Origin of the sequence: Sphingorhabdus sp. 109, assembly GCF_902506555.1 — a bacterium.
Taxonomy (GTDB): Bacteria; Pseudomonadota; Alphaproteobacteria; order Sphingomonadales; family Sphingomonadaceae; genus Parasphingorhabdus.
This window is the reverse complement of the sequence record NZ_LR732707.1, coordinates 1,258,762-1,284,302: the sequence shown is the minus strand read 5'-3', so window position 1 is coordinate 1,284,302 and position 25,541 is coordinate 1,258,762. Positions and strand designations below refer to the sequence as shown.

The 25,541-nt window shown below is 59.9% G+C and carries 20 protein-coding genes; 9 read left to right on the top strand and 11 right to left on the bottom strand.

Going from position 1 to position 25,541, the window contains the following annotated elements; genetic code table 11:
* Positions 1 to 36: 36 nt before the first annotated feature.
* On the bottom strand, positions 37 to 699 hold the full coding sequence (locus tag BOSE62_RS06140; RefSeq protein ID WP_159643317.1) for an SOS response-associated peptidase: 663 nt from the start codon (positions 697 to 699) through the stop codon (positions 37 to 39).
* Between the two features lie 113 nt (positions 700 to 812).
* On the opposite strand from BOSE62_RS06140, the gene BOSE62_RS06135 reads away from it, so the two are divergent.
* Together BOSE62_RS06135 and BOSE62_RS06130 are read left to right on the top strand one after the other, a co-directional pair.
* Positions 813 to 1,925, top strand: coding sequence for a Ppx/GppA phosphatase family protein (locus tag BOSE62_RS06135; RefSeq protein ID WP_159643315.1), 1,113 nt, complete (start codon positions 813 to 815; stop codon positions 1,923 to 1,925).
* Positions 1,922 to 2,596: an RlmE family RNA methyltransferase gene (locus BOSE62_RS06130; protein WP_159643313.1), complete on the top strand. Its 675-nt coding sequence runs from the start codon at positions 1,922 to 1,924 to the stop codon at positions 2,594 to 2,596. Before BOSE62_RS06135 ends, BOSE62_RS06130 begins: the two co-directional genes overlap by 4 nt.
* Here the strand turns inward: BOSE62_RS06130 and BOSE62_RS06125 are convergent.
* The 3 genes from BOSE62_RS06125 to BOSE62_RS06115 all read right to left on the bottom strand — a co-directional run bounded on the left by BOSE62_RS06125 (position 2,593) and on the right by BOSE62_RS06115 (position 7,758).
* Positions 2,593 to 3,414, bottom strand: coding sequence for a DsbA family protein (locus BOSE62_RS06125; protein WP_236553871.1), 822 nt, complete (start codon positions 3,412 to 3,414; stop codon positions 2,593 to 2,595). The two genes, BOSE62_RS06130 and BOSE62_RS06125, sit on opposite strands and share 4 nt — an antisense overlap.
* A gap of 49 nt (positions 3,415 to 3,463) precedes the next feature.
* Positions 3,464 to 4,864: a M48 family metalloprotease gene (locus BOSE62_RS06120; protein ID WP_201295638.1), complete on the bottom strand. Its 1,401-nt coding sequence runs from the start codon at positions 4,862 to 4,864 to the stop codon at positions 3,464 to 3,466.
* Positions 4,865 to 4,983: 119 nt separating this feature from the next.
* Complete coding sequence (locus BOSE62_RS06115) at positions 4,984 to 7,758, bottom strand: Rne/Rng family ribonuclease (RefSeq protein ID WP_159643311.1); 2,775 nt, start codon at positions 7,756 to 7,758, stop codon at positions 4,984 to 4,986.
* Positions 7,759 to 8,279: 521 nt separating this feature from the next.
* Between BOSE62_RS06115 and BOSE62_RS06110 the strand changes: the two genes are divergently transcribed.
* From BOSE62_RS06110 to phoU, 5 genes are all read left to right on the top strand, one after another.
* Positions 8,280 to 9,524 carry an N-acetylmuramoyl-L-alanine amidase gene (locus tag BOSE62_RS06110; RefSeq protein WP_159643309.1) on the top strand — a complete coding sequence of 415 codons (1,245 nt, stop codon included), beginning with the start codon at positions 8,280 to 8,282 and terminating at the stop codon, positions 9,522 to 9,524.
* 109 nt (positions 9,525 to 9,633) lie between these two features.
* Complete coding sequence (locus BOSE62_RS06105) at positions 9,634 to 12,162, top strand: penicillin-binding protein 1A (RefSeq protein ID WP_159643307.1); 2,529 nt, start codon at positions 9,634 to 9,636, stop codon at positions 12,160 to 12,162.
* Between the two features lie 21 nt (positions 12,163 to 12,183).
* On the top strand, positions 12,184 to 12,807 hold the full coding sequence (locus BOSE62_RS06100) for a GNAT family N-acetyltransferase (protein ID WP_159643305.1): 624 nt from the start codon (positions 12,184 to 12,186) through the stop codon (positions 12,805 to 12,807).
* Between the two features lie 143 nt (positions 12,808 to 12,950).
* The gene (locus BOSE62_RS06095; protein WP_201295637.1) at positions 12,951 to 13,997 is read left to right on the top strand and encodes a substrate-binding domain-containing protein; all 1,047 of its coding nucleotides are present in this window, start codon (positions 12,951 to 12,953) and stop codon (positions 13,995 to 13,997) included.
* A 241-nt stretch (positions 13,998 to 14,238) separates the two neighbouring features.
* Positions 14,239 to 14,967, top strand: coding sequence for a phosphate signaling complex protein PhoU (gene phoU, locus BOSE62_RS06090; RefSeq protein WP_159643301.1), 729 nt, complete (start codon positions 14,239 to 14,241; stop codon positions 14,965 to 14,967).
* 33 nt (positions 14,968 to 15,000) lie between these two features.
* Here the strand turns inward: phoU and BOSE62_RS06085 are convergent, their stop codons facing one another.
* Both BOSE62_RS06085 and BOSE62_RS06080 read right to left on the bottom strand, forming a co-directional pair.
* A complete protein-coding gene (locus BOSE62_RS06085) occupies positions 15,001 to 16,395 on the bottom strand; it encodes an OprO/OprP family phosphate-selective porin (RefSeq protein ID WP_159643299.1) in 1,395 nt (464 codons plus the stop codon).
* A gap of 163 nt (positions 16,396 to 16,558) precedes the next feature.
* Positions 16,559 to 16,735, bottom strand: coding sequence for a hypothetical protein (locus tag BOSE62_RS06080; RefSeq protein ID WP_201295636.1), 177 nt, complete (start codon positions 16,733 to 16,735; stop codon positions 16,559 to 16,561).
* Positions 16,736 to 17,188: 453 nt separating this feature from the next.
* Here BOSE62_RS06080 and lepA point away from each other — a divergent pair, with 453 nt between their 5' ends.
* Positions 17,189 to 18,994 (top strand): translation elongation factor 4, encoded by a 1,806-nt coding sequence (gene lepA, locus BOSE62_RS06075; protein ID WP_159643297.1) that lies wholly within the window; start codon positions 17,189 to 17,191, stop codon positions 18,992 to 18,994.
* Between the two features lie 143 nt (positions 18,995 to 19,137).
* Complete coding sequence (locus tag BOSE62_RS06070) at positions 19,138 to 19,353, top strand: hypothetical protein (RefSeq protein WP_159643295.1); 216 nt, start codon at positions 19,138 to 19,140, stop codon at positions 19,351 to 19,353.
* 2 nt (positions 19,354 to 19,355) lie between these two features.
* Here the strand turns inward: BOSE62_RS06070 and BOSE62_RS06065 are convergent, their stop codons facing one another.
* From BOSE62_RS06065 to prfB, 5 genes are all read right to left on the bottom strand, one after another.
* Positions 19,356 to 20,147: a class I SAM-dependent methyltransferase gene (locus tag BOSE62_RS06065; RefSeq protein ID WP_394700008.1), complete on the bottom strand. Its 792-nt coding sequence runs from the start codon at positions 20,145 to 20,147 to the stop codon at positions 19,356 to 19,358.
* 102 nt (positions 20,148 to 20,249) lie between these two features.
* A complete protein-coding gene (locus BOSE62_RS06060) occupies positions 20,250 to 22,463 on the bottom strand; it encodes a xanthine dehydrogenase family protein molybdopterin-binding subunit (protein ID WP_159643293.1) in 2,214 nt (737 codons plus the stop codon).
* Positions 22,460 to 23,449 (bottom strand): FAD binding domain-containing protein, encoded by a 990-nt coding sequence (locus tag BOSE62_RS06055; protein ID WP_159643291.1) that lies wholly within the window; start codon positions 23,447 to 23,449, stop codon positions 22,460 to 22,462. Before BOSE62_RS06055 ends, BOSE62_RS06060 begins: the two co-directional genes overlap by 4 nt.
* A complete protein-coding gene (locus BOSE62_RS06050; RefSeq protein ID WP_159643289.1) occupies positions 23,446 to 23,955 on the bottom strand; it encodes a 2Fe-2S iron-sulfur cluster-binding protein in 510 nt (169 codons plus the stop codon). Before BOSE62_RS06050 ends, BOSE62_RS06055 begins: the two co-directional genes overlap by 4 nt.
* A gap of 262 nt (positions 23,956 to 24,217) precedes the next feature.
* Positions 24,218 to 25,345, bottom strand: a complete 1,128-nt coding sequence (prfB, locus tag BOSE62_RS06045; protein ID WP_159643287.1) for a peptide chain release factor 2 — start codon at positions 25,343 to 25,345, stop codon at positions 24,218 to 24,220.
* Between the last annotated feature and the right edge of the window lie 196 nt (positions 25,346 to 25,541).

Below are 25,541 nucleotides of genomic sequence, written 5' to 3'. Positions count from 1 at the left end.
GCAGGGATAAGTCTGCGGTCAAGCTTTTTGCTGATCTTATTCTGCGATTGGTTGCAGCAGTTCGGGACCATTATTGCGGTTGCTGTTCACCAGACTGGAAATCCGTGTTGCATCGAGACCGCCCTGAAAGCTTTTCGTCAGCTTTTCCGCCTCTTTCCAGCCACCATCCATCCAGATGTCGACGTCGGCCCGTTCGAGAATGGCCGGCGCGCGGTCATGGATCGGCGCGAAGGCGGGCGGCGCGGCGGTGGTGATGACCGCATAGCTGTTGATGTCGAGCCGGTCATTGTGCGTCCACAGGCCGGCAAGCAGCATCGGCTGCTGATCGCTGCGCTCGACCTTATAGGGTATTTTCTCTGCTCCGGCGCGCTGCCATTCGTAAAATCCGGAGACCATGATGATACAGCGACGTTCCGCCAGCAGCGGCTTGAAGGAAGGCTTCTCCGCCAGGGTCTCGGCGCGGGCGTTGATCATCTTGGCGGCAAATTTCCTGTCGCGCGCCCAGTGCGGAACAAGGCCCCAATGCATCAGTTCGAGCCTCCGGCTACCGTCACCGGCGACGCACACCGGCACCCGCTGGGTCGGGCAGATATTATAATTGGGCTGGAAATTGCTTTCCGGAGGCGGCTGGACGATCGCCAATATGTCGCGATATTCCGCCCAGGTCAGTTCTTCGTGGCTGAATTTGCGGCCGCACATGCAATTTTCCGTTCGACTTGGTTACCGCCCCTTGCGTCTCAGCCGCTGCGGCGTTATCTTCCCCGGCAAGTACCGGCGGTATTATCCGATCCGGAGAACATAAGAGTACGGTTATGGCGGATCAAGCATCCCCATCGCCGCTAGATACAAAAGGCGGATCATCCGCAAGGAAATCCCGCCCGAATCATGCGGCGACACATAATGGACAGAGTCGAGTTGCGCCTCCTGTTCACGCAGGCAACGGCCGCTGGCCCAAATTGCGGTCCTATGCAGCAATCGATCTGGGCACCAACAACTGCCGCTTGCTGGTGGCAAAACCGTCGTCGGACGGTTTCATTGTCACCGATGCCTTCTCGCGCGTTGTGCGTCTGGGCGAAGGACTGGTCGAAACCGGAAAAATCAGCAATCGCGCCATGGACCGTGCGGTCGCCGCTTTGTCGATCTGCGCCGACAAGCTGCGGCGTCGCAATGTGACTTTGGCCCGCTCGGTGGCGACCGAAGCCTGCCGGCGTGCCAGCAACGGCGACAAGTTTATCGAACGGGTGCGCCGGGAAACCGGCATTGCGCTCGATGTAATCACGGCGGAAGAAGAAGCACGGCTGGCAGTGCTCGGCTGTCATATCCTGCTCGAACCGGGCAAGGGACCGGCGCTTATCTTTGACATTGGCGGTGGTTCAACGGAACTGGTGCTGGTTGATACCAGCGGCTCGGCGCCGGAAATTCTCGACTGGCAGAGCGCCCCCTGGGGTGTGGTTTCGCTGACCGAGAGCGAGAAATTCGATGGCGACGATCCGGTTGCGCGCCGCCAGGCCTTCGCCGCGATGCGGGCCCGGGTCACTGACAGTTTTGCGGAATTTGCCGCGCGCTTGCCGCGGCTCGACCAGTGCGACTATCGTCTGCTCGGCACCAGCGGGACGGTGACCACCTTGGCCAGCCTGCATCTGAAACTGCCCCAATATGACCGCAAGGTGATCGACGGTCTTATCGTTCCCACGGAATCGATGCGGGAGATCAGCACCATGCTGGCCCATGCGTCGCCGCAGGAGCGGGCGGACATCCCGTGTATCGGCCGCGAGCGTGCCGATCTGGTCGTCGGCGGCTGCGCCATATTGGAATCCATCCTGGATATCTGGCCGGCTAGCCGTGTCGGCGTCGCGGACCGGGGCATTCGCGAAGGCATATTGCGCTCGCTGATGTCGGCAAATGAACGGAGTCCGGCACGATGAGCAGGGGAAGGTCGGGAATCAGACAAAAAGTCAAAACCGCCAAGGGCCGGAAAATCGGTTCGACGCGCTGGCTCGAGCGACAGCTCAACGACCCTTATGTCAAACAGGCGAAAGCCGAGGGCTATCGGTCACGCGCCGCTTACAAGCTGCTGGAACTGGACGAGCGCTTCAAGCTGGTGCGCAAAGCCAAAGCAGTGGTCGATCTCGGCATAGCGCCGGGGGGATGGGCCCAGGTGATACGAAAATTCGCGCCCAAGGCAGCGGTGGTCGGTATTGACCTGCTCGATGTCGATCCGATCGACGGGGTGACCATTTTCAAGATGGACTTCATGGATGATGCCGCGCCGGACCTGCTGATCGAAGCGCTCGGCAGCGCGCCGGATCTGGTATTGTCCGACATGGCTGCCAATACGGTGGGCCACCAGCAGACGGACCATTTGCGAACCATGGGGCTGGTCGAGGCCGGTGCCTATTTTGCGGTTGAAAATCTGCAAAAGGGCGGTGCCTTTGTCGCCAAGGTGCTGGCAGGCGGGACCGATAACGAGTTGCTGACTTTGCTCAAACAGCATTTCGAAGTCGTCAAACATGCCAAGCCGCCGGCCAGCCGCAAGGGGTCGTCCGAATGGTATGTGATTGCCCAGGGTTTCAAGGGCAGGGCGGAAGACGCCTAGTTTGCAGCGCGCGCTTTCGCGACCATCGCTTTCAGCCCGTCATAACCAACCGCGCCGACTTCCGACTGGTTGCCGACCACCCAGGCCGGCGTGCCGGTGAAACGCAACTGTTGCGCGGCAGCAATATTGTCCTCGATCTCCTTCTTGGCTTCCGCAGAGGCGATGAAGGTGCGCGCGGCTGCCATATCGAGACCGACTTCATTGGCGGCAGCCTCGATGGTCGAGGGTGTCGGGCGTCCGGTGGCGAACATGGTCTTGTGAAAGGCATAATATTTGCCCTGCTTGGCCGCGGCCAGCGCCATCAGCGCGGCGTCGTTGCTGGCCTCGCTGAGAATGGGCAGTTCGCGGAACACCACTTTGACATTCTTGTCTTCGGCAATCAACCGGGCGATATCGCGTTCCGTCTGCTTGCAATAGGGGCAGTTGAAATCGGAATATTCTACCACCACCACGTCGCCATCGGGATTTCCGGCAAAGGCATTGCCGGCGAAGGGCTTTTCGATTTCTGCCCGAATCGTATCGATCGCGCCTGCCTTCTGGCGGTTCTGCAATATTTCAACCGCCTCGGGAATGATCTCCGGATTGTTGAGAATATAGTCGCGGACAATGGCCTCGATCGCTTTCTGCTCCTGGGCATTGATCCCCGCCGCCAGCGCGGCTTCGCTGGCCGCTTCGGTCGAGGCGCTGCTGCCGGTCTGCCAGAACCAGACACTCACTGCTGCCGCTATGGCCAATCCGCCACCCGCCATAATCATCCACTTTCTGTTTGAAATATTGTCCACAATCGGGTTCTTTCCTTGAAGCATGGCATTGGCCATGGCCGCCCGCCTTGTCCAGCCCAAACGGTGCGGACCGGCGCATCACGACTTAACGGCGGCGGTTGTTCTTTTCAAATTCGGCCTTGGCGATGAAGGATATATCCTGCGCCCGGATCCAGTCGGGGGTGTTTTCAGGGATGCCGGACATGGCAACCTGGGAGCTGCGGATGGCGCCGGCATAATTGCGCTCCAGCAAAGCGCTTTCCGCCGTCGCCAGTTGTGCCCGCGCCAGATCGCCTTTCTGGGAGTAGACCACGCCCAGCTGGTACCAGGCGAAGGGATTGCGGTTATCCTTGTTCACCGCCGCTTTCAGAACCTGCGCGGCCTCGTCCAGATATTGCGGATCTTCGGTGGCGATCAGGGCGTGGCCAAACAGACTGGCAATCAGTGGCTGGTTGTTGGTTAGCCGAACCGATTTGCGCAGCGATTTCAGAGCGCCGTCGGGATTGCCGGATTCGAGCAGGATCTGGCCTTGCAGCTCCAGAAAATAGGGGTCGTCCGGCGCCGTCTTGAGCAGATTATTGGCTTCATAGAGCGCCCGGTCCGGATAGGCGCTTTTGTGCCAGGCATAGGCGCGCGCATAGCGGGCAGGAACCGACTGGTCGCTTTCAGGATATTTACGCAAGGTCACGGCAGGGTCCGAGGTGAAGCCGAGCAGCTTGGCCTTGACCCGCTGGAACCGGGCTTCGATCTCCGGATCGGACGGTTTGTCCCAGGCCGGATCCTGTTGATAGACGTCGCGGAGCAGAGTGACCCGCTCGCCGGACAGCGGATGGGTCCGCCCGTAGCTGTCCTCTTGCGGTATGCCGAGACGGAATTCGTAATTTTGCAGCTTCTTGAAAAAGTTGATCGAACCTCTGCCGGATATGCCCGCGGCACCGAGATAGCGGGCGCCGGCGGAATCGGCGGACCGCTCCTGTACCCGGCTGAAGGCGAGGAATTTGCCCATGGCGGCTTGCTGGCCAGCGGCCAATATGCCCATACCGGCGTCACCGGCTCCTGCAGCGATGGCCGCCGCGCCGAGAACGAGGCTGAGAATGGTAATACCGGTCGCGGTTTTCGCGCCCTCGTCAAAGCGGATGATATGGCCGCCGGTGATATGACCGAGTTCATGCGCCATAACGCCTTGCACTTCATTGGCGCTGTCGGCTGTCTCGATCAGACCGGAATAGAAATAGATGCGCTGGCCACCGGCGACGAAAGCATTGATCTGGCTGTCGTTGATCAGGACAACCTCCACTTCGTCCGCATCCAGTTCGGAAACAGCCACCAGCGGCGCAACCATGTCGGTGAACAGGGCTTCGGTTTCGGCATCGCGCAAGATCGACTGGGCTGCGACGGGTTGGACGGCGATCGATAGGATCGCCAGAAAGGCAACCATCAGGCGGGACAGCCGGCCTGTGGTGGGCAGACCGATGCGGGAAAATGAAACAGCAAAAAAATTGCGCATGAAATTCCTTAGCATGAAAGTCTGGCTGGAGCCCTTTCTTCTGCCATTAACTGGCTGAACGGTGGATGAAAATCATGATGTTCCCGCCAGAAACATCTGGCGGGAGCATCAAATTCCAGTCATCCAAATGTGCGCTGCCACCAGCCCTGGCGCGGAGTTTCCCCGTCACCGGATTCCTTCGCGTCACTTTCGGGCGCCTTGACGTCCTCTTTTGGCTTCGCTGCGGTTTCCTTCGCGGGTTTGGCTGCGGCTTCTTCCTTCGGTTTGGCCGCCGCTCTTGGCTTCCGCGGCTTGGCAGGTGCCTTTGCCCCGGGTTCTTTCTCCCTGGTCGCTTTCGGCGCTTCGGTTGCAGCCTTGTCAGCATTCTCGGCACTGTCCGTTTTTTTCGCCCGCGATCGCGTCGCACGTTTCGCCGGCGCCTTCTTCTCGGCTGTGGCGTCCGCTGTCTCGCCTGCGGCTTCTGCAACAGGTGCATCGGCTGCCGGCTTGGCCTTGCGCGGTGCGCGGCGCCGTTTCGGCTTCTCTTCGGCTTCCGGCTCGGCGCTCGCTGCCGGCTGTTCGGCCGGGGCTTCGCTCTTGGCAGAGCGGCGTCTGGTGCGCGGCTTGGCTTCGGCTTTCTCGCCGTCTGCAGCCTCGCTATCCGCTACCGGCTCGGCATCGGCCTTGCGGGCGCTGGTACGGCGCGAGCGTGGCTTGGGCTTTTCGGTCTGCTCGCCGGCATCGCTATTTTCCGGTGCCGCTGCTGTCTCGCCCTTGTCATCGGCGCCCTTGTCATCGGCACCCTTGTCGCCGCCCTTGTCATCGCCGGAGGTTTCAGCGGTGTTTTCGCCGTTATTCTCGGATGTATTGGCTTCGCCGCGATCACCGCCCCGATTGCGTCTGCCGCGCCGACGCCGTTTGCGCTTCGGTCGTTCCTCGCCATCATTGCGGTCGCCGCGGGCATCGCTTCCGCTATTGTCCGTGTCCTCGCTCCGATCATCCTCGTCATCATCGATAATCGGCTCGAACTTCGGCATATTCTTTGGCGGGCTGCCGGAGGTCTGGATTTCCATCCGCGCGCCCTCGGTTTCGCCGTCCGGCACGATCTCGATCGAGACGCCGTAACGTTTCTCGATATCCTCGATTTCGTGACGCTTGCTGTTCAGCACATAGATGCAGGCTTCCTGGCTGGTGCGCAGGCTGATCTGGCTGGCCTTGCCCTTGGCGGCCTCTTCCTCGAGCAGACGCAAAACCGACAGCGCGGCAGAGGATGCCGTCCGCACCAGTCCGGTGCCTTCGCAATGCGGGCAGACTTTTGTGGAAGCTTCGAGCACGCCGGTGCGCAGGCGCTGGCGACTCATTTCCATCAGGCCGAAGCTGGAAATCCGTCCGACCTGAATCCGCGCGCGGTCATTTTTCAACGCATCACGCATCGCCCGCTCGACCTTGCGGACATTGCCGTTGCGGTCCATGTCGATGAAATCGATAACCACCAGTCCGGCCATGTCACGCAGGCGCAGCTGGCGCGCGATTTCGGCTGCGGCTTCCATATTGGTCTTGACCGCGGTTGCCTCGATGCCGTGTTCGCGGGTCGAGCGGCCCGAGTTGATGTCGATCGAGACCAGCGCCTCGGTCGGGTTGATTACCAGATAGCCGCCGGATTTCAGTTGCACTTCCGGCGAGTACATGGCCGAAAGCTGGTCCTCGACGCCATAGCGCTGGAACAGCGAGACCGGATCGGCATAGCTTTTCACCCGCTTGCTGTGGCTCGGCATCAGCAGTTTCATGAAATTCTTCGCCGCCGTATAGCCGTTGGCGCCCTCGACCAGCACTTCCTCGATCTCGCGATTGTAAATATCACGGATCGCGCGCTTGATCAGATCGCTGTCGCTGTGGATCAGGCTGGGGGCCGTCGCGCTCAGCGTCTTTTCGCGGATTTCGTCCCAGAGACGGGCGAGATAGTCAAAGTCACGCTTGATTTCCGGTTTGGTGCGGGACAGTCCGGCGGTGCGGACGATGCACCCCATGCTGGTCGGCAACTTCAGGTCTGCGATGATCGATTTCAACCGCTTGCGATCGCCAGCGTTATTGATTTTGCGGCTGATCCCGCCACCGTGCGAGGTGTTCGGCATAAGCACGCAATAGCGTCCGGCGAGGCTGAGATAGGTGGTGAGCGCTGCGCCCTTGTTGCCGCGTTCTTCCTTGACGACCTGAACGAGGACGACCTGCCGCCGCTGGATAACGTCCTGGATCTTGTAGCGCTTGCGCAGGGCCATGCGCTTCTGGCGGGCCTGGTCGCTGGCCTTGGGCATGCTACCCTTGCCGCGGCCCTTCTGGCGACCACCGCGACCGCGGCGACCGCCGCTCTTGGCCTTGGTTTCGCCTCCGGCTTCTTCACCGTCGTCCGAAGATTCGTCCTCGGACTCATCATCCTCGTCCTCGTCTTCGTCGTCGCCATTTTCTACCGGGATTTCGCCTTCGGTAACGTCGATCGTATCGACGCTTTCGTCCTGGTCGACTTCAACCAGCGCGGTGTCGAGTTCTTCGGTGGCTTCGCTGCGCACCATATCGGCGGGCGCGTCATCCTCTTCCTCTTCCTGCGCGCGCAGCGCGGCCTCTTCAGCCGCATGCTCGGCTTCTTCGGCCAGCAGCGCTTCGCGGTCTTCTCTCGGAATCTGGTAATAGTCGGGGTGGATCTCGGAAAAGGCGAGGAAACCGTGACGGTTGCCGCCATAATCAACAAACGCTGCCTGCAGCGAGGGTTCGACCCGGGTAACTTTTGCTAGATAGATATTGCCTTTAAGTTGTTTGTGCTCGGAAGATTCAAAATCGAATTCCTCAATCTTGTTTCCTTTTACGACCGCTACCCGGGTTTCTTCCTGGTGGCGCGCGTCGATTAGCATGCGCGTAGTCATTCAATAGTCTCCTGGCAGGGAGCGCCGGATCAGAGCCCGGCGGGTCCATGCAATATAATGGGGATGACGTTTTCGTGCGCGCGATCCTTTGATGAGGGGCGGGCGTCGTCATCCGGTTGATTTGAAATATTTTAGATAAAAATGCGTCTGCAACAACCGCATGGCTCTGGCCGTTAGCCAAAGTCTTTCCGCGCATGGAAGCGCCTCCTGAACGGAGAGCCTCTAAGCCGGAGATTTCATGCCTCATGTTGCGTCAACCTGGTAGATGCCGAATGATTTCCGGCATTTAGTCGAACCAATTCCGGATTCTTTCCGAACAGTTCAACAGCTGTGCTAGCACTGCTCGCGCGGATCGGCAACACAAACTGTGACAGGCTGGAAACATCGCCGACATTAGCTGACTTCGGCGAAACATGCCTAATGGCCCGTTAACCGCGTCATTTTACGGCGCCTTACGAAAGCATCCTTAATGCCGTCTTCACTCCGATTTGCGGGGTGAAATCAGCAGGACGCCGTGATCTATGAAAATTGACTGGACCAAAAAGGCACACCGGATGCATAAGCGGACCATGGCTCTGGTAACAATATTGGCGTCGGCACTGGCCACCGTTTCTCCAGCTCATGCAGGCTCTGTCAGCCGGATCGAGGCCAATGGCTCGCAAATTACGATCTCCTTTGATGATCTGGTAGAAGGGGCCTCTGCCTTTTCGCTGATCGGACCGGACCGCATTGCCATTGACGTGCGTGGCGGCAAGGCCGGGCGCGGCGGCTACGCAACCGGCATGATCAAATCGGTCCGCCAGGGGCAATATGATCCCGATACCGCACGGATCGTGTTTGATCTGGATCGCCCGGCCGTGGTCACGAGCGGCAGTTTTTCGAAAGACGGAAAAAGCCTGAACCTGAGTCTGAAGCCGGTAGGCCATGCCCAGTTGGCGAGTGGACGGCTGTCCTTTCTGCCGCCGGCACAGTTTCGTGCCGAACCGCCGAGGACCAAATATAGTGTGAAAGTGCCGCTGGGAAAGCCCGAGGATTCGGTCAAGTTGCCGAAAATCTATGGCCCCAGCGATCCGAACCGTCCGCTGGTGGTTATCGATGCCGGCCATGGCGGTCATGACCCGGGGGCAATATCTCCGCACGGAAGTGCGCGGGAGAAAAATGTCACGCTGGCCATTGCCAAAGCCATTCGCGACCGGCTGGTAGCCGGGGGCAGGGTCCGGGTCGCGCTGACCCGGGAAAAAGACGAGTTCCTGGTGCTCGAAGAACGCTATGGCATTGCCCGCCGGCTCGACGCGGACCTTTTCATGTCGATCCATGCCGATGCCGCTGGCAGCGAGACCGCATCCGGTGCCACTGTTTATACATTGTCTGAAGTTGCTTCCGACCGCGAAGCGGCCAAACTGGCCGCGCGCGAGAACAAGTCCAATATCATTAACGGCGTCAATCTGGGTGGTGCGACGAAAGATGTGTCCTCGATCCTGATCGACCTGACCCAGCGCGAAACCATGAATGTCTCCGCGGATTTCGCTAAGTTGCTCCACCGCGAAGGCAGTCGGCAGATGCCGTTCCGCAAGATTCCGCACCGCTACGCATCCTTTGTTGTGCTCAAGGCTCCCGACACGCCGTCGGTTTTGTTTGAAACCGGCTATCTGACCAACAAGAATGACGTGGCCTTCCTGAATTCGCGCGAAGGCCGGAGCAAGGTTGCGTCCGGTGTCGCCAGCGCAATCGAGTCACATTTTGCCCGCAAACTGGCGATGCGCTAGAGCAAAAAAGCCGGACCGGTCTGCCCGCTTGTCCCACGCCAAGCGCAGGCGCGTTTTTCATCGATAATCGCTGGAAAATGGTTGCGAGCCGGTTTAGATAGCGCAGCCTATGGTAAATGATGCGTCAGATACGGCTGGAGAAAGTCTCGCCTACAAGCTCGAACGAAGCACGGGCAGTTTTTTCGAGCGGATCGAAAGATTCTGGCAGAAGAAATGGTTTCGGCTGCTTGTCGCTTTTCTCGCGCTATGTGTGCTGGGCTGGCTGCTGATCTGGCTGATTTTTGCGCGCGATCTGCCCGATGCCACGGCCTTGCAATCCTATGAGCCGCCGCTGCCGACAATGGTCCGCGCCTATGACGGTGAACCGGTGCACAGCTATGCGCGCGAGCGGCGGGTCCAGCTGGAATATTCGGAATATCCGGCGTTGCTGGTCCGCGCCTATCTGGCGGCGGAAGACCGTACGTTTTTTGAACATGGTGGGCTGGACTATCCCGGCATCGCGACCGCGATCGTCACCAATATCACCAGAAGTGGCCGGCCCGTCGGAGCGTCCACCATCACGCAGCAGGTGGCCAAGAACCTGTTGCTGAGCAGCGAAGTTTCCTATCGCCGCAAGGTCCGCGAAGCGATTCTGGCGTACCGGATCGAGGATGTGTTGACGAAAGAGGAAATTCTCGAACTCTATCTCAACCAGATTTTTCTCGGTCGCAATGCCTATGGCGTGCAGGCCGCGGCACAGGCGTATTTCGGCAAGGATGTCGACGCGCTGGCTCTGCATGAAATCGCCTATCTGGCGATTCTGCCCAAGGGACCGTCCAACTATCGTCCGGAAGTGCACGAACAGCGGGCGATCAACCGCCGCAACTGGGTGCTTGGCGAAATGCACGAGAATGGCTGGATCACCGATGCGCAGCATCAGGAAGCCATAGCCCAGCCGCTGGGCGCGATCTCGCGTTCCGGTCCCCGCTTCGAGCGGGTTGGAGGATATTTCATCGAGGAAGTCCGCCGCCAGCTGATCGAGAAATTCGGCGAGAACGAGAAAGCAGGTCCTTATAGTGTTTACTCCGGCGGTCTTTGGGTGCGCACGTCGCTGAACCCCGAACTGCAGGAATATGCCAAGGACGCGCTGCGCGGCGGATTGCTGCGCTATAGCAGAGGCAAGGGTTGGAGCGGTCCGATCAACAAGATCGAGATGGACGAGCAATGGGCGCAGCGTCTCGCGTCGACCTTCATCAATACCGATTATGCCAACTGGCGGATCGCGGTAGCCATCCGGCGGACCGGTGGCGGCGCAGAAATCGGTTTTACCGACGGGACCACGGGCCGGATAAATTCCGTTCCGGGCGCCTTGAAGGCTGGAGATATTATCGCTGTCAGCCCGCAGGGTGGTAGCCGCTACCGGCTGGAAAATGTGCCGGAGGTCTCCGGCGGGATAGTGGTGCAAAACCCGCGCAACGGCCGGATATGGGCGATGCAGGGCGGCTTCGACGACCGGATGAGTTCATTCAACCGGGCCACCCAGGCCGAGCGGCAGCCCGGCTCGACGATCAAGCCCTTTGTTTATGCGACGGCGCTCGACCAGGGCATGACGCCTGCCACATTGATTGCCGACAGCCCGTTCTGTGTCTACCAGTCGGCTTCGCTCGGACGCAAATGTTTCCGGAACTTCGGCAATTCGCGTGGCGCCGGCGAGCAGACCCTGCGCTGGGGTGTCGAGCAATCGCGTAACCTGATGACGGTGCGTGCCGCCAATGATGCCGGCATGGAGAATGTCGTAAAAACGATCAAGACCATGGGTATCGGCGACTATCAGCCCTATCTCGCTTTTGCCCTGGGCGCTGGCGACACTACGGTGATGAAACTGACCAATGCCTATTCGATGCTCGCCAATCACGGGCGCGAACTGCAACCGACGGTGATCGATTTTGTCCAGAACCGGCAGGGCGAAGTCATTTTCCGCGCCGACAAGCGGATCTGCGAGGATTGCAATATGAGCGACTGGGATGGCGAGCCGATGCCGCGTCCGCGCCCCGCCGGCAAGCAGTTGATGGATCCGATGACCGCCTATCAGATGATCGACATTCTTCAGGGCGTCATCACGCGCGGTACCGCGCAAAATCTGAAAAGTCTCGACCGGCCGCTGTTCGGCAAGACCGGAACGTCCAGCGGCCCCACCAATGTCTGGTTTGTCGGCGGTTCGCCCGACATGGTCGCCGGTGTCTATCTCGGCTATGACCAGCCGCGCAACATGGGCGGCTATGCCCAGGGCGGTACGCTTGCCGCGCCGGTGTTCCGGCGTTTTGCCGAACGGGCGATGGTGGGCATGCCGAAAACGCCGTTTGTCGCTCCCAAGGGCGTACGGATGGTGCGGGTAGATCGCAGGACCGGCAAGCGTGTGTTCGGCGGCTGGCCGACCGATGATCCCAAGTCTGCGGTCATTTGGGATGTCTTCAAGCCTGAAACCGAACCGCGCCGTTCGATCCGCAAGGATGAGCTGCTGGCGAGGCTGGAAGCGCGCAAGGCGCAGCTGCTAGCCGAGCGGGCCGCTGCCCGGGCGCGCGCTCAGGAGGCCAATCGCAATCGTGGTCCGGCACAGAATGATGACGAATTCCTGCAGGCCGAAGGCGGTATCTATTAACAGCTACCGGCTCCAGTTCAGATGCTGACCGCATCGGACATTGCGCCTGTCGAGGGGATCGACAGGGTCGGTCCGGAACATGCCGGACCGCTTGCGGCGATCACCGCCGACGCTTTTCGCGATGATCCGTTCAACAAATGGCTGTTTGGCGGTTTCGATCCGATGCAGCGGACGTTTCGCGCGCTTGCGCGACATCTCTACGCGCCGAACGGATTCTGCCAGATATTGCAGGAGCATGGCCAAGGCCTTGCGGCTGCGATGTGGCTATTGCCCGGTGACAAGCCCGATATGGCGATGAGCGGAATGGTGCAGACCTATTGGGGGCTGTTGGCCAGCGGCGGCTGGGGCGCGCTGATGCGGGGCAAGGCGGCCGGCGAAGCGATGGAAGGCCATCATCCCGGCGAGCCGCATGCCTATCTGTTTACCATCGGCGTCGCCGGCGCGGGACGGGGCAGGGGGCTGGGGCGACGTTTGATCCAGCCGGTCCTCGATGCCTGTGACCGCGCCGGCACGATGGCCTATCTGGAAAATAGCAATCCGGCCAACCGCCGTTTCTACAACAGCCTCGGTTTCGAGCGGGTGGAATTGTTTCACGCTCGGCCGGATAGTCCGCCATTGGAGGCGATGAAGCGGCTGCCCCGATAGGGTTGCGGTTTCGCCAAGCGAGGCTGCAATATTTGTGAAATATTTCTGTAATTCAAAAGTCATTGTGCGGCAGTAGAGGCCTTGTTCGAGCGATCGTACGGATATTTTTCCTGCGCAATCCACCTTGAACAAGGGAATTATTGATGAAAACGAAATTTGCACTAATCGCGATGTCCGCACTAGCACTGGCCGGTTGTGAAAACCAGGCCGGCAACAGCGGCGGCGGCGGTAGCCGGGACCAGATCCGCATCGTCGGCTCCTCGACGGTCTTTCCGTTTGCCAAGGCTGTATCGGAAAATTTCGTCGCCATGGGCAGCTTCAAGGCCCCGGTATTGGAATCGACCGGAACCGGCGCGGGCATGAGCCTTTTCTGCTCGGGTGTTGGCGCCGATACGCCCGATATCGAAAATGCTTCGCGCCGGATGAAGGCTTCCGAATTTGAACTGTGCGAGACAAATGGGGTGACCGACATTGTCGAGATCAATATCGGCATCGACGGCATCGCTGTGGCGCAATCCAAAGAAGGGCCGAGCTTTGCCCTGACCCCCGAACAGATTTACAAGGCGATCGCCGCCAAGCCGTTCGGCAAGGAAAATACCACCAAGAACTGGTCGGATATTGATGCGTCGCTGCCCTCTCTGCCGATCAGCGTCTACGGCCCGCCATCGACATCGGGAACGCGCGACGCGCTGACCGAACTGATCATGGAGGTAGGCTGCAAGACCGACGCCGGAACCAAGGCGCTCAAGGAAAGCAACAAGGAGGAATATGAAGCCATCTGTCACGAGATTCGTACCGATGGCCCCTATCTGGACACGGGCGAGAATGACAATCTCATCGTCCAGAAGCTGAAGTCCAACCCCAATGCGGTCGGAATTTTCGGCTACAGCTTCCTCGAGGAAAATCTCGATACCGTGCGCGGGATTGATATTTCCGGCGTCACGCCAAGCTATGACGCGATCGCTTCGGGTGAATATCCTGGTGCACGGCCGCTTTATATCTATGTGAAGAAACAGCATGTCGGCGTCATTCCCGGTATCCAGGAATATGTCACCGAATTCGTCAACGCGGGTACCCGCGAAGGCTATCTGGTCAAGGCCGGGCTGATCGCTTCGCCCGACGCGACCCGGGAGTCGATGAAAAAAGCAGCCGAAACCCTGCCGCTGCTGAGCAAGGATGTTTTGAAATAGGTGACCCCTTATCGCCTGATCCAAACATGGGTCATCTCCCGAACTAGACATATGCGGATTTGATCCGAGGGGCCGTTGGTAACGACGGCCCCTTTTTCATGGGCGTTAGCGGGACCGAACCGGCCGCTCGGGATTGTTGCAATCCTGCCGGATATCGCCGCTCGAAAGGCGGGAAGGCAAATATATTGCTTTTTATATGACATTTTTGTTACAATAGCGGAAGCCGCAACAAGGATGTCTTATGAATCTCAGCACCGCCCAGCATACCGTGACCGCTTTTGATGCGGAAATTCACGATCTCCGGGCGATGGTTCTGGAGATGGGAGACAAGAGCACCGCCGCGATTGTCCGCTCGATCGAGGCGCTCGCGCACAATGATCTGGCGCTGGCCGAAACCGTTGTCGCCGACGATCGCGATATTGACGAACTGGAGCGGCGTATTGATGCCCTGTCAATCCAGACAATCGCCTTGCGCGCACCGATGGCGGATGACCTGCGCCATCTGATCGCAACCTTCAAGATTTCCAGTATTGCCGAGCGGATTGGCGACTATGCCAAAAATATTGCCAAGCGCGTGCCGCTGGTCTCCGAATCCAGCCGCAAGGTCGAGCCAGCTTCGCTGCTCCCCTCAATGGCAAACATCGCCGCCGAGCTGGTCCGGGATTCGTTCAAGGCCTATGCCGATGGCGACGCCGATCTGGCGGTTTCGGTCTGGGCGAGAGACCAGACGCTGGACCATTTTTACACCAGCATTTTCCGCGCGATTATCACCTATATGGTAGAGAATCAGGCCTATATCAGCGAATCCGCCCATTTGCTGTTCATCGCGAAAAATCTCGAACGCATCGGTGACCATGCCACCAATATCGCTGAACTGACCTATTTCGCGGAAACCGGACGGCAAATGCCCGATCGCCACAAGGGCGACGATGTTGGCGCGATATGGCCCGAGCAGCAGGCAGCCGAATAGCGGTAAGCGGCTGGCCCGCAGCAGGGATGACTATCAGAAGCTGATCTGGAATCGTCCGGCGAGACTGTCGACCGAATAGTCGTTATCGCCGGCCGCCAGGATCGCCGCATTGTCATAGTCCAGCCGGGAATAGCTCAGCAGGAAGCGGACATAGTCGACCGGCGTCCAGATAAGCGACGCCTGATAGGCATCCTGCGTGCCGCCGACAAAGCCGGCATTGATCAGGTCGAGCCGGTCATAGCGGACATTGACCTGCCACGCGCCAAGACCGCCCTGGCCGACGGGATTGGACACTTTCACGCCCTTGAATACGCCTTCCTTGTAGCCGCGTGTGTCGTCGGTGAGGAACAGGCCGGCCTCGACCGCACCACCGAAGAAGGTCGGATCGGCAAGCGCGCCGCTACGGTTCAGGTTGAGCCAGTGGCCCTCTGCAGCGGCGTGGAACCGTCCGGATATGACCGCAGCCTCCAGCCCGTAGCTGGTCTCTGATTCAGCGTCCGCGATATTGCCGGTGTCGATGAAGCGCGTGTCGGTAAAATGGACTGCCGGGCGCTGGCGATAGCGGCGCGAGCTGACCGCGTCGCCCAGATCGCGATAATGGTAGGACGCCCCGAAATGCGCCTGTGCGTCGCCAAATTTAGGCATCGCCACCGCGCGCAGGTCAAAGCCGATGCTGTTGTCCTCGTCATTGTTCAAATCGTCGATATCGGTGGTGAAGACGCCCGCCTGGAAAAGCAGGTCCGAAACACTATATTGCGCGGAAAGCCCGACCCGCCGTTCGAAACCGAAAGCGTCTGTATAGGCAGCGCGCTCGATAAAGCTGGTGTCATTGCTGCTCGAAAGCTCTTCCAGCCCCTGGAAGGTGTTGTGCTGGCCCGCCGTCACCGTCAGCCCGCCGTCCTGATAGGTAAAAAAGGCATCCGTCAGGTTGATCTCGTTGCCGGCAAAATCCGCTTCCAGCTTGTAGCCGAAACCGCCCGGGATCGATCCCGAAGCGCCGAGCCGGATGCGCCGGGCTTCATTGGCAAAACCGAGACCGGCGTCGTTGATCGTATCCGGCGCATTGACTGTGCCAAAGTCATAGAGCATCCGTCCGCGCGGTTTGAAGCTCCAACCGTCTTCGCCCTTGATCTCCGGCGCGCCCTTGAAGGCGACCTTGACCGGCTTCTGCTGCTCCAGCTTTTCTTCGGTCGCAGACAGCTTGGCCTCGGTCGCAGCGATCGCGCTGGTCGAGGCCTGCTGCGTCTGCTGCACATTGCCGAGCTGCGCCTTCAGATCGGCGACTTCGCGCTCGAGCTGGTTCAGCTTGCTCAGCAGGGCCGCAGCCTGCTCGGCGGAAATCGGTTCCGCCATCGCCGATGCCGGATGAAGCGCGATCGCCGCGGTCCCGGCCAGCAGGCCTATGGTCTTAAGCACAGTTTTAGTCATAATCACTGGTCCACTGCATTTGCATTGCATGTTGGTGAGCGAAATATGACCAATGCATTTCCCTTTCATGGCATATTTATTTCATCTTTGTGACAGAAGGCAAAGATGCGCCGGGAGGGCCAATTGCAGCCAGGACCTCATCCACCGCGGGCAAGGCCGCAGGTCAATCTACATCAGGTAGCCGTCGCTTGCCCTTGGTCCGGCTGGTCAGATGATATTGGAAGCAGCGATCACAAGCATAGGGGCGCAGATCGATGGTCGCAACTTGCGCCGCTTCGATAGCGTCCGCCTCGCTGGCAAAGCGCTTTTTCTTGCGGCAGATGGCGAGGCGGGTGCGCATGGGGTGGATTTAGCGGCTTGCGGAGAAGCGGGCAAGCGACCCTTTCCTCCGTGCCGAGCAGCGGTGGGGAGGGGGCATCCGGAGGATGGTTGAGGGGTTCCAAAAGGCTTTCCTACAGGTTCTGGCTTGTGGCATATCCCCAGGCGGCTCTTTGACAATCAAATCCTCTTCGCCCGTTCCTGGAAAAGCGGAGCGGGACGGTCTGTCACTGCCTGCGGTTTTCCCGTTTCCGCCTCGTTCAGTCTCACTGCTCCGAAACTGAACAGGCGGCTTTTGCGGACCGGAAGTGCTGCGCGAATCCCGCCCGAAAAACCCCGGAAGTTTTGCGATTCATAACAGTGTAAAGTTTGTAAAGTTCGATTGGCGGCGCGGGATGAAATCGCGGCGAAAATGTCGGGTGCGGGGCGGACGTTTCCTGCTGACAAGGGCTTACGCCCCTGCTAACGGCTGGCCATGACCGAACGTTCCCATATCCGCAATTTCTCCATCATCGCCCATATCGATCATGGCAAATCGACGCTCGCCGACCGGCTGATCCAGCATACCGGCGGGCTGACCGAGCGCGAGATGAGCGCGCAGGTGCTCGACAATATGGATATCGAGCGCGAACGCGGGATCACGATCAAGGCGCAGACGGTGCGGCTGAACTATACGGCGAAGGACGGTGAGACCTATGAGCTCAGCCTGATGGACACGCCTGGCCATGTCGACTTTGCCTATGAGGTTTCGCGGTCGTTGGCGGCCTGCGAAGGGGCGCTGCTGGTGGTCGATGCGGCGCAGGGCGTGGAAGCGCAGACTCTGGCCAATGTCTACCAGTCGATCGAGCATGATCACGAGATCATTCCGGTGCTCAACAAGATCGATTTGCCAGCCGCCGAGCCGGAGCGGGTGCGCAACGAGATCGAGGAAATCATCGGGCTCGACGCCTCGGACGCGGTGATGGCAAGCGCCAAGTCGGGGATCGGCATCGAGGATATTCTCGAGCAGATCGTCACCAAAATCCCCCCGCCTGGGGGCGACCGCGACAAGCCGCTGAAGGCGATGCTGGTCGACAGCTGGTATGATCCCTATCTCGGCGTGGTCATTCTGGTGCGGGTGATCGACGGGGTTCTCACCAAGGGGCTGAAGATCAAGTTCATGGCGCAGGGCACCGAGCATCTGGTCGACCGCGTCGGCTGCATGCGGCCGAAGATCGAGCAGCTGCCGGAACTGGCGGCGGGCGAGATCGGCTTTATCACGGCGCAGATCAAGGAAGTCAGCCAGACCGCGGTCGGTGACACGATCACGACGGTGAAAAATCCCGCGACCGAGCCGCTGCCGGGCTTCAAGGAAGTGCAGTCGGTGGTCTTCTGCGGTCTGTTCCCGGTCGATGCTGCGGATTTCGAGAAATTGCGCGAGAGCATCGGCAAGCTGCGGCTGAACGACGCGAGCTTCACTTTCGAGATGGAGACCAGTGCGGCATTGGGACAGGGATTCCGCTGCGGTTTTCTGGGGTTGCTGCATCTGGAGATCGTTCAGGAACGGCTGACCCGCGAATATGATCTCGACCTGATCACCACCGCGCCGTCGGTGGTCTACCGGATCGAGATGAACGATGGCAGCGAGATGTTCCTGCACAACCCGGCGGATATGCCGGACGTGGTCAAGATCCGCGAAATCGAGGAGCCGTGGATCGAGGCAACCATCTATTGCCCCGACGAATATCTCGGCGGGATATTGAAGCTTTGCCAGGACCGGCGCGGGGTGCAGAAGAATCTGACCTATGTCGGCGACCGGGCGCAGGTTGTCTACGAACTGCCGCTCAACGAGGTGGTGTTCGACTTTTACGACCGGCTGAAGAGCATCTCGCGGGGCTATGCCAGCTTCGACTATCACCAGATCGGCCTGCGCACCGGCCAGCTGGTCAAGATGAACATCATGGTCAACGGCGATCCGGTCGACGCGCTGAGCATGATCGTCCACCGCGACGCTGCCGAGGCGCGCGGCCGGCACATGTGCGAGCGGCTGAAAGACCTGATCCCGCGGCATCTGTTCAAGATCCCGGTGCAGGCGGCAATCGGCGGCAAGGTGATCGCCCGCGAGACCATCTCGGCTATGCGCAAGGACGTCACCGCCAAATGCTATGGTGGCGATATCAGCCGGAAGAAAAAGCTGCTCGAGAAGCAGAAGAAGGGCAAGGCGAAGATGCGCGAATATGGCAATGTCAGCATCCCGCAGGAGGCCTTTATCGCCGCGCTGAAAATGGGTGACGAGGGCTAGGCCAGCGATCCGGCAAGGATATTGTATCACCATATATCTTCGTGCATCATATCGTAAAGAGGCTTGAAACCATATGTAACATTCTGTATGCTGCACCTGCGAGATACGCATCAGGGTCGCATCTGACTTGCGGGAAGCATTGAATGTTCGATTTTTTCGAATCCGATTATCGCCGGGCCAAGGATGCCCGGGAAATCAAGTCCTATTTTGCGAGATATGGCGAGCAAGCCATTGATATTCTGGCAGAACGGGCGAGCGATAGAGACCTGTGCAGCCGGGACCGGCGTCACTGGCGGCGCTTGGCGCGAAAGGCACGGCGCAGACAGGGCAAATCGGGCACCCGGCTAAGTGCCGGCTGATATCAGCCCTTGTCCGGTTGATAGGGGCAGGGCGTGATGTCGCCCGGTGCCAGAGCCGGCCCCTTCGCCCGAAATCGCGCGAAATAGCCGCCGAGTTCTGGCCGTTCCATGAAGCCGACGAGTTCGTAACCGACGGCCTCGAACTCGCAGAACAGCTGTTTGGGCGGGATACCATGCTGCGAGAAATCACGATTGACGTCGACCACGATTACCTCGCCCGGATCCTGATTGTCCGTCTTGCCAAGCAGGGCCGGTCGCAGGCGGGACAGGAAGGCATAAGGTTCGCGGACCTCATGATACATGTGGACCAGGAATATCCGGTCGAAACTATTCTCGGGCAGCCGTGGATCATCCGGCGCGCCCAGCTTGATCGAGACATTGTCCAGGCTTTCCCGGTTGACCCGCTCGGCCAGACGGTCGATCGCTTCCTCGTCGATATCCTGCGCCAGAACCCGTCCTGAAGCACCCACTTTTTCGGCCAGACGCACCGTATAATATCCTTCACCCGCGCCGATATCGGCGACCGTCATCCCGGTCTCCAGTCCTGCAGCCTTCATAATCTCTTCCGCCTCGCCGCGCTTGTCGCGGGCGGTCTCGGTCGACCACTGGTTGCCGGCCAGTTCCGATACCGGTCGCGAGGCAGGCGGATAGGCGCGGGCGGTTTCTGCGCGCAGATCATCCTCGTCCGGCAGCCGCTTGCAGGCTCCGAGTGGTGCGGTCATCAGCATCAGGACGATCAGGGCCGCAATCGGCCGGGCAGGCGACCATGCTATTCGGTTCGGATAATTTCTCATCACGAGAAGACTAGGCGAGCAGAAGGTCCGGTTCAATCCCTGTTTGCCCACCATGCTGGCATGGCATTCTCCCCCGCTCCGGCTAACGATGGACAGCTAATATCATTGCTGCTGATCGGGCAATCCCTCCAGCAGCTTGTCGAGCGTCGCAGGATAGTCGCGGACCCGGATCCCGGTGGCGTTATAGATCGCATTGGTGACCGCGGCGGCGGCTCCGCAGATGCCCAGTTCGCCGATTCCCTTGGCCTGGATCGGGCTGGCAAATTCGTCGCGCTCCTTGAGCAGGACAACCTCGATCTGCGGCACGTCCAGATTGACCGGGATATGATATTCGGCGAGATCATGGTTGACGATATGGCCGTCGCGGTTGTCGAAGGCCAGCTCTTCGGTCAGCGCGCTGCCGATGCCCCAGATCATGCCGCCGTAGCATTGCGATGTCGCGGTTTTCTCGTTCAATATCCGACCTGCGCCAAATACGCCGAGCATCCGCTTTACCCGTGTTTCCCCGGTGATCGCGTTGACTGCAACTTCGGCAAAATAGGAACCGTAGGTCGCCTGTTGCCAGTCCTCCAGCGTCTTGCCGGGTTCGATATGGCCAATCGCGGAAATCTCTTCTCCATCCAATATGACGGCCAGCGATTGCGCCGGTTCTCCCGTTCCCGCCTTGCCGTCTGCAAGTTCGAGGTCACGTTCGTCGCTGCCCAGCTTGTCGGCGAGTTTGCGGCGGATTTCCTCGCAGGCCAGAAAGACCGCCGAGCCGGATGAGGAAGCCCCCCAGGACCCGCCCGAGCCCGGTCCCGCCGGAAAATCGGTGTCGCCAAGCTTCGTTTCAACCTTGTCCGCCGGCAGACCCAGCATGTCGCAGGCAATCTGAGTCAGTATCGCGTAGGTTCCGGTACCGATGTCGGTCATGTCGGTTTCGACCACGGCGCTGCCATTTGCCAGCAACGTGACCTTGGCCTTGGCTTCGGACAGGATATTGATCCGGGCGGCGCCAGCCATGCCGTGACCGATCAGCCAGTCGCCTTCACGCAGGTTTCCGGGTTTTGCGTTACGCTTGTCCCATCCGAACCGTTTCGCGCCCTCGTCGAGCGCCTCGGTGAACCGGCGGGACGAATAGGGTATATCCTTCTCCGGATGCTGTTCCGGGATATTGCGCTTTCTGAGCTCGACCGGATCGATACCTGCGGCTTCCGCCAGTTCGTCCATCGCATTTTCCAGAACCTGCATGCCGACCGCTTCGCCCGGCGCGCGGACCGAGCCGCCGCAGGTTCGGTTGAGACGAGCGACTTCGATGCCGAGCTTGCGATTTTTACCGCCGTACAGGAAATGGGTGGCCTGGGTGACCGGTTCGTAAAATTCCTCGCCCGGCAGATTGGATACCAGGCATTCGTGCCCGAGTCCGGTCAGAACGCCGTCCTCGCCGCAGGACAGCCGTACATGCTGATGGGTTTCGGAGCGGCGCATGGTGGTTTCGAAAACCTGCTGGCGCGACAGGGTCACACAGACAGGCAGACCGATTTCCTTCGCCGCTATGGCTGCCGCGACGGCTTCCGGTGAAAGACCCAGTTTCGAGCCAAAGCCGCCACCGACGAAGGGCGAGAGCATGCGGATATTATCCGCGCTGATATGCAGCGCGTCGGCCAGTTCGTTGATGTTGAAATTCAGCATCTGGTAACTGCCGCGCAGGGTGAGCTTGTCGCCCTCCCAGCTGGCAATCGCGCAATGCGGCTCCATTGCGGCGCTGTTATGGCCGGGTGTGCGATAAACCTGATCGACGGTGAAAGCGGCGTTGCGCATCGCCTGATCAAGGTCGCCCTGATCCAGCTGGTCATCTTCGGGCTTGTCTGTTTCCGTGGCGGCCGCCTCGGGGTCAAAGGCCGCATTGCCTTCTGTTTCGTAGCCGATTTTCAGATTGTTCGCGGCGTGGCGCGCCTGTTCGAAAGTGTCGGCTACCACCAGCGCGATCGGCTGACCGAAATAATCGACCTGTTTCGATCCCTGCGGTGGCGCTTCATTGGCACCGCCTTGCGCTGGTCGCCGCAGCAGGCGATCATCAGTTATCACGGCGTGAATCGCATCATCTGCCAGAATTTCGTCGCTGGCCACATCGGTAACGCGGCCCTTGGAGATCGTCGCGCGCACCAGAACGCCGTGGACCATGTCCGGGACCTCCCATTCGTGCGCATAGGTTGCCTGGCCGGAGACCTTGAGCGGGCCGTCGGGGCGGTCCATCGCTGTCCCGACCAGTCCCTGACTCATATCATCCAGCCGGTTGCGAGTATCCGGTTTGTCCATTTTCCGATGCGCGTTCATGATGCGGCTCCTGTCTGTGTCGCTTTTTTCAGGACGGAAATCAGAACGCGTCTGGTCAGCGGTACCTTGAAATCATTGCTGCCATAGCCCTGTGCTTCGGCGAGCAATAGGTCGGCAGCCTTGCCGAACAGTTCGGCGGACGGCTGTTGTCCGACCAGCAATTCCTCAACCGCCTCGTCACACCATGGCTTGTGGGCCAGTCCGCCAAAAGCCAGCGCGACGCTGGCTATTGTGTCGCCATCCATTTTTACGATGGCAGCCACCGAGCAGAGCGCGAAAGCATAAGAGGCGCGATCGCGGACTTTCTGGTAAATCTGTTTGCCCTCGACCGGAGGTGGCAGGATCACCGCGGTGATCAAGTCGCCGGGCTCGAGGATATTGTCCTTCTCCGGATGGTCTCCGGGCAGCAGGTGAAATTCCCGCACCGGAACGTGTCGGATATCGCCGGATTTGTCCTCGATTTCGACCTGGGCATGCAGCGCCGTCATCGCCACGGCCATGTCGCCGGGATAGGTGGCGATGCAGGCGTCGCTCGCGCCCAAAATGGCGTGGATGCGGTTGAAACCTTCCATCGCCTGACAGCCGGAACCCGGCTCGCGTTTGTTGCAGGGCATCGCTGTGTCGTAGAAATAGTAGCAGCGGGTGCGCTGGCACAGATTTCCGCCGGTGGTCGCCTTGTTGCGCAGTTGCCCGCTCGCGCCGGCAAGAATGGCGCGCGACAGGACAGGGTAATCATCACGGATGCGCTTATCGGCGGCGCAATCGCTGTTGGTTACCAAGGCACCGATCCGCAGACCGCCATCATCGGTCTGGCTGATCTCGGAGAGATCGAGCCGGTTGATATCGACAAGTTTGCCGGGCGCCATCACCTCGAGCTTCATCAGGTCGAGCAGATTGGTGCCGCCGGCGATGAAGGTCGCATTATTCGCCGCCTGGGCGGTCGCATCGGCGTGCGCGGTGGCTTTCGCATATTCAAAGGGCTTCATGACTGTTCTCCGGCGGCCTGACGGATCGCATTGACGATATTGGGATAGGCGGCGCAGCGACAGAGATTGCCGCTCATCCGTTCCGATATCTCTTCGTCGCTCAATTCTGCGGGACCGTCGAGGTCGTCGGAAACAAAGCTTGGCCATCCGGCCCTGGCTTCCTCGATCATAGCCGTGGCGGAGCAGATCTGGCCTGGTGTGCAATAGCCGCACTGGAAACCGTCATGCGCGACAAAAGCGGATTGCAAAGCAGACAGATTGTACGGCTGGCCGATGCCCTCGATCGTCGTGATTTCGTCACCGTCATGCATGCAGGCCAGAGTCAGGCAGGAATTGACCCGCCGTCCCTCGACGATGACGGTGCAGGCTCCGCATTGACCATGGTCGCAACCCTTCTTGGTGCCCGTCAGGCCGAGATGGTTGCGCAGCGCATCGAGCAAGGTGACGCGGCTGTCGGCCTCCAGCTTGTGCGCTTTTCCGTTTACGACAAGTTCGGTGCTTTCCATTTAACGGCGTCCTTCCCAAGAGTGGCGACGTAACATGCGCGAACTGGCCGGAGACAAGGTCTCGTATCGATGATCATGGTCAGCTGCGGGTCGATATCGCGTAGTGTCTGCCTGTCCTACGTTTTGGACGGGCCATGGGTTCCATTCGGGATGGCTTTAGGCGCGGCTTGCGGATGTGATGTAGCGCAGCTTTATCTATAACCTGTGTTTTCAGGTTGTATTTCTGGAGATGGGCCCCTGCCTGAGCAGGGGCAAACGCTCCCTAATCCACATCCTCGACATCGACCGCTTCGCCCGTCACCTTCTGTGCGAGCGTCGCGGCGATGAAATCGTCCAGCGCGCCGTCGAGCACATCACCGGGGGCGCTGCTGGTGTGGCCGGTGCGCAGGTCCTTGACCATCTGATAGGGTTGCAGGACATAACTGCGAATCTGGTGGCCCCAGCCGATTTCAGTCTTGGCTTCATATTCGCCCGAGGCTTCGGCTTCGCGGCGCTGCAGTTCGGCCTCGAACAGGCGCGCTTTCAACATGCCCATCGCGGTGGCGCGGTTCTTGTGCTGGCTGCGGTCATTCTGGCTGGCGACGACGATCCCGGTCGGCTGGTGGGTGATGCGCACGGCGCTGTCGGTGGTGTTCACGTGCTGGCCGCCGGAACCGGAGGCGCGATAGGTGTCGATTTTGAGGTCGCTCTCGTTGATCTCGACCTCGAAACTGTCGTCGATCACCGGATAGACCCAGACGGAGGAAAAGCTGGTGTGGCGCTTGGCGGCGCTGTCATAGGGCGAGATGCGGACCAGCCGGTGCACGCCGCTTTCGGTCTTGGCATAGCCATAGGCATTTTCGCCCTTGACCTCGATCGTTGCGGATTTGATGCCGGCCTGGTCGCCGGCCTGATAATCCACCATGGTGACCTTGTAGCCGCGTGCCTCGGCCCAGCGCTGGTACATGCGCAACAGCATTTCGGCCCAGTCCTGGCTTTCCGTGCCGCCGGCGCCGGCGTGGATTTCGATATAGGTGTCGAGACCGTCGGCCTCGCCGGAGAGCAGAGCCTTGACCTTGTCGCGGTCGGCGCGGGTCGCGAGTTTCTCGAGCGTGGCTACGCCTTCGTCAGCGAGGGCGGCATCGCCTTCTTCCTCGGCCATTTCAATGAATTCAATTGCGTCGTCGCGTTCCTGCTGGATTTCCTGCGCAGCGCTGATCGATTCATCGAGGCGGCGGCGTTCGGTCATCACCGCCTGGGCAGCGCTCTGGTCGTCCCACAGCGTCGGATCCTCGACCCTAGCGTTGAGCTCGTCGAGACGGCGCAGGGCAACGTCCCAGTTGAGGGCGGTCTTGATCAGGGAAAGGGCGGCGTCGATCCGGTCGACAAAGGCTTGCGCGTCGGCACGCATGATATTCTCCAAAAATAGTCGCAGCAGCGATTAGACGATATCGGCGGGAAGTAAAGTATTGTGGAGCCTAGCCGGATGACGAAAGCGCCATAGAGCGAACCGAGATCGTCCGGGATCGCAGGCAGGGCGGCGCGCTTTTCAACTTCTCCCCGCAAATGCGTGCCGATCCTGCTGCCGGATTTCTCTATTTCCTTTG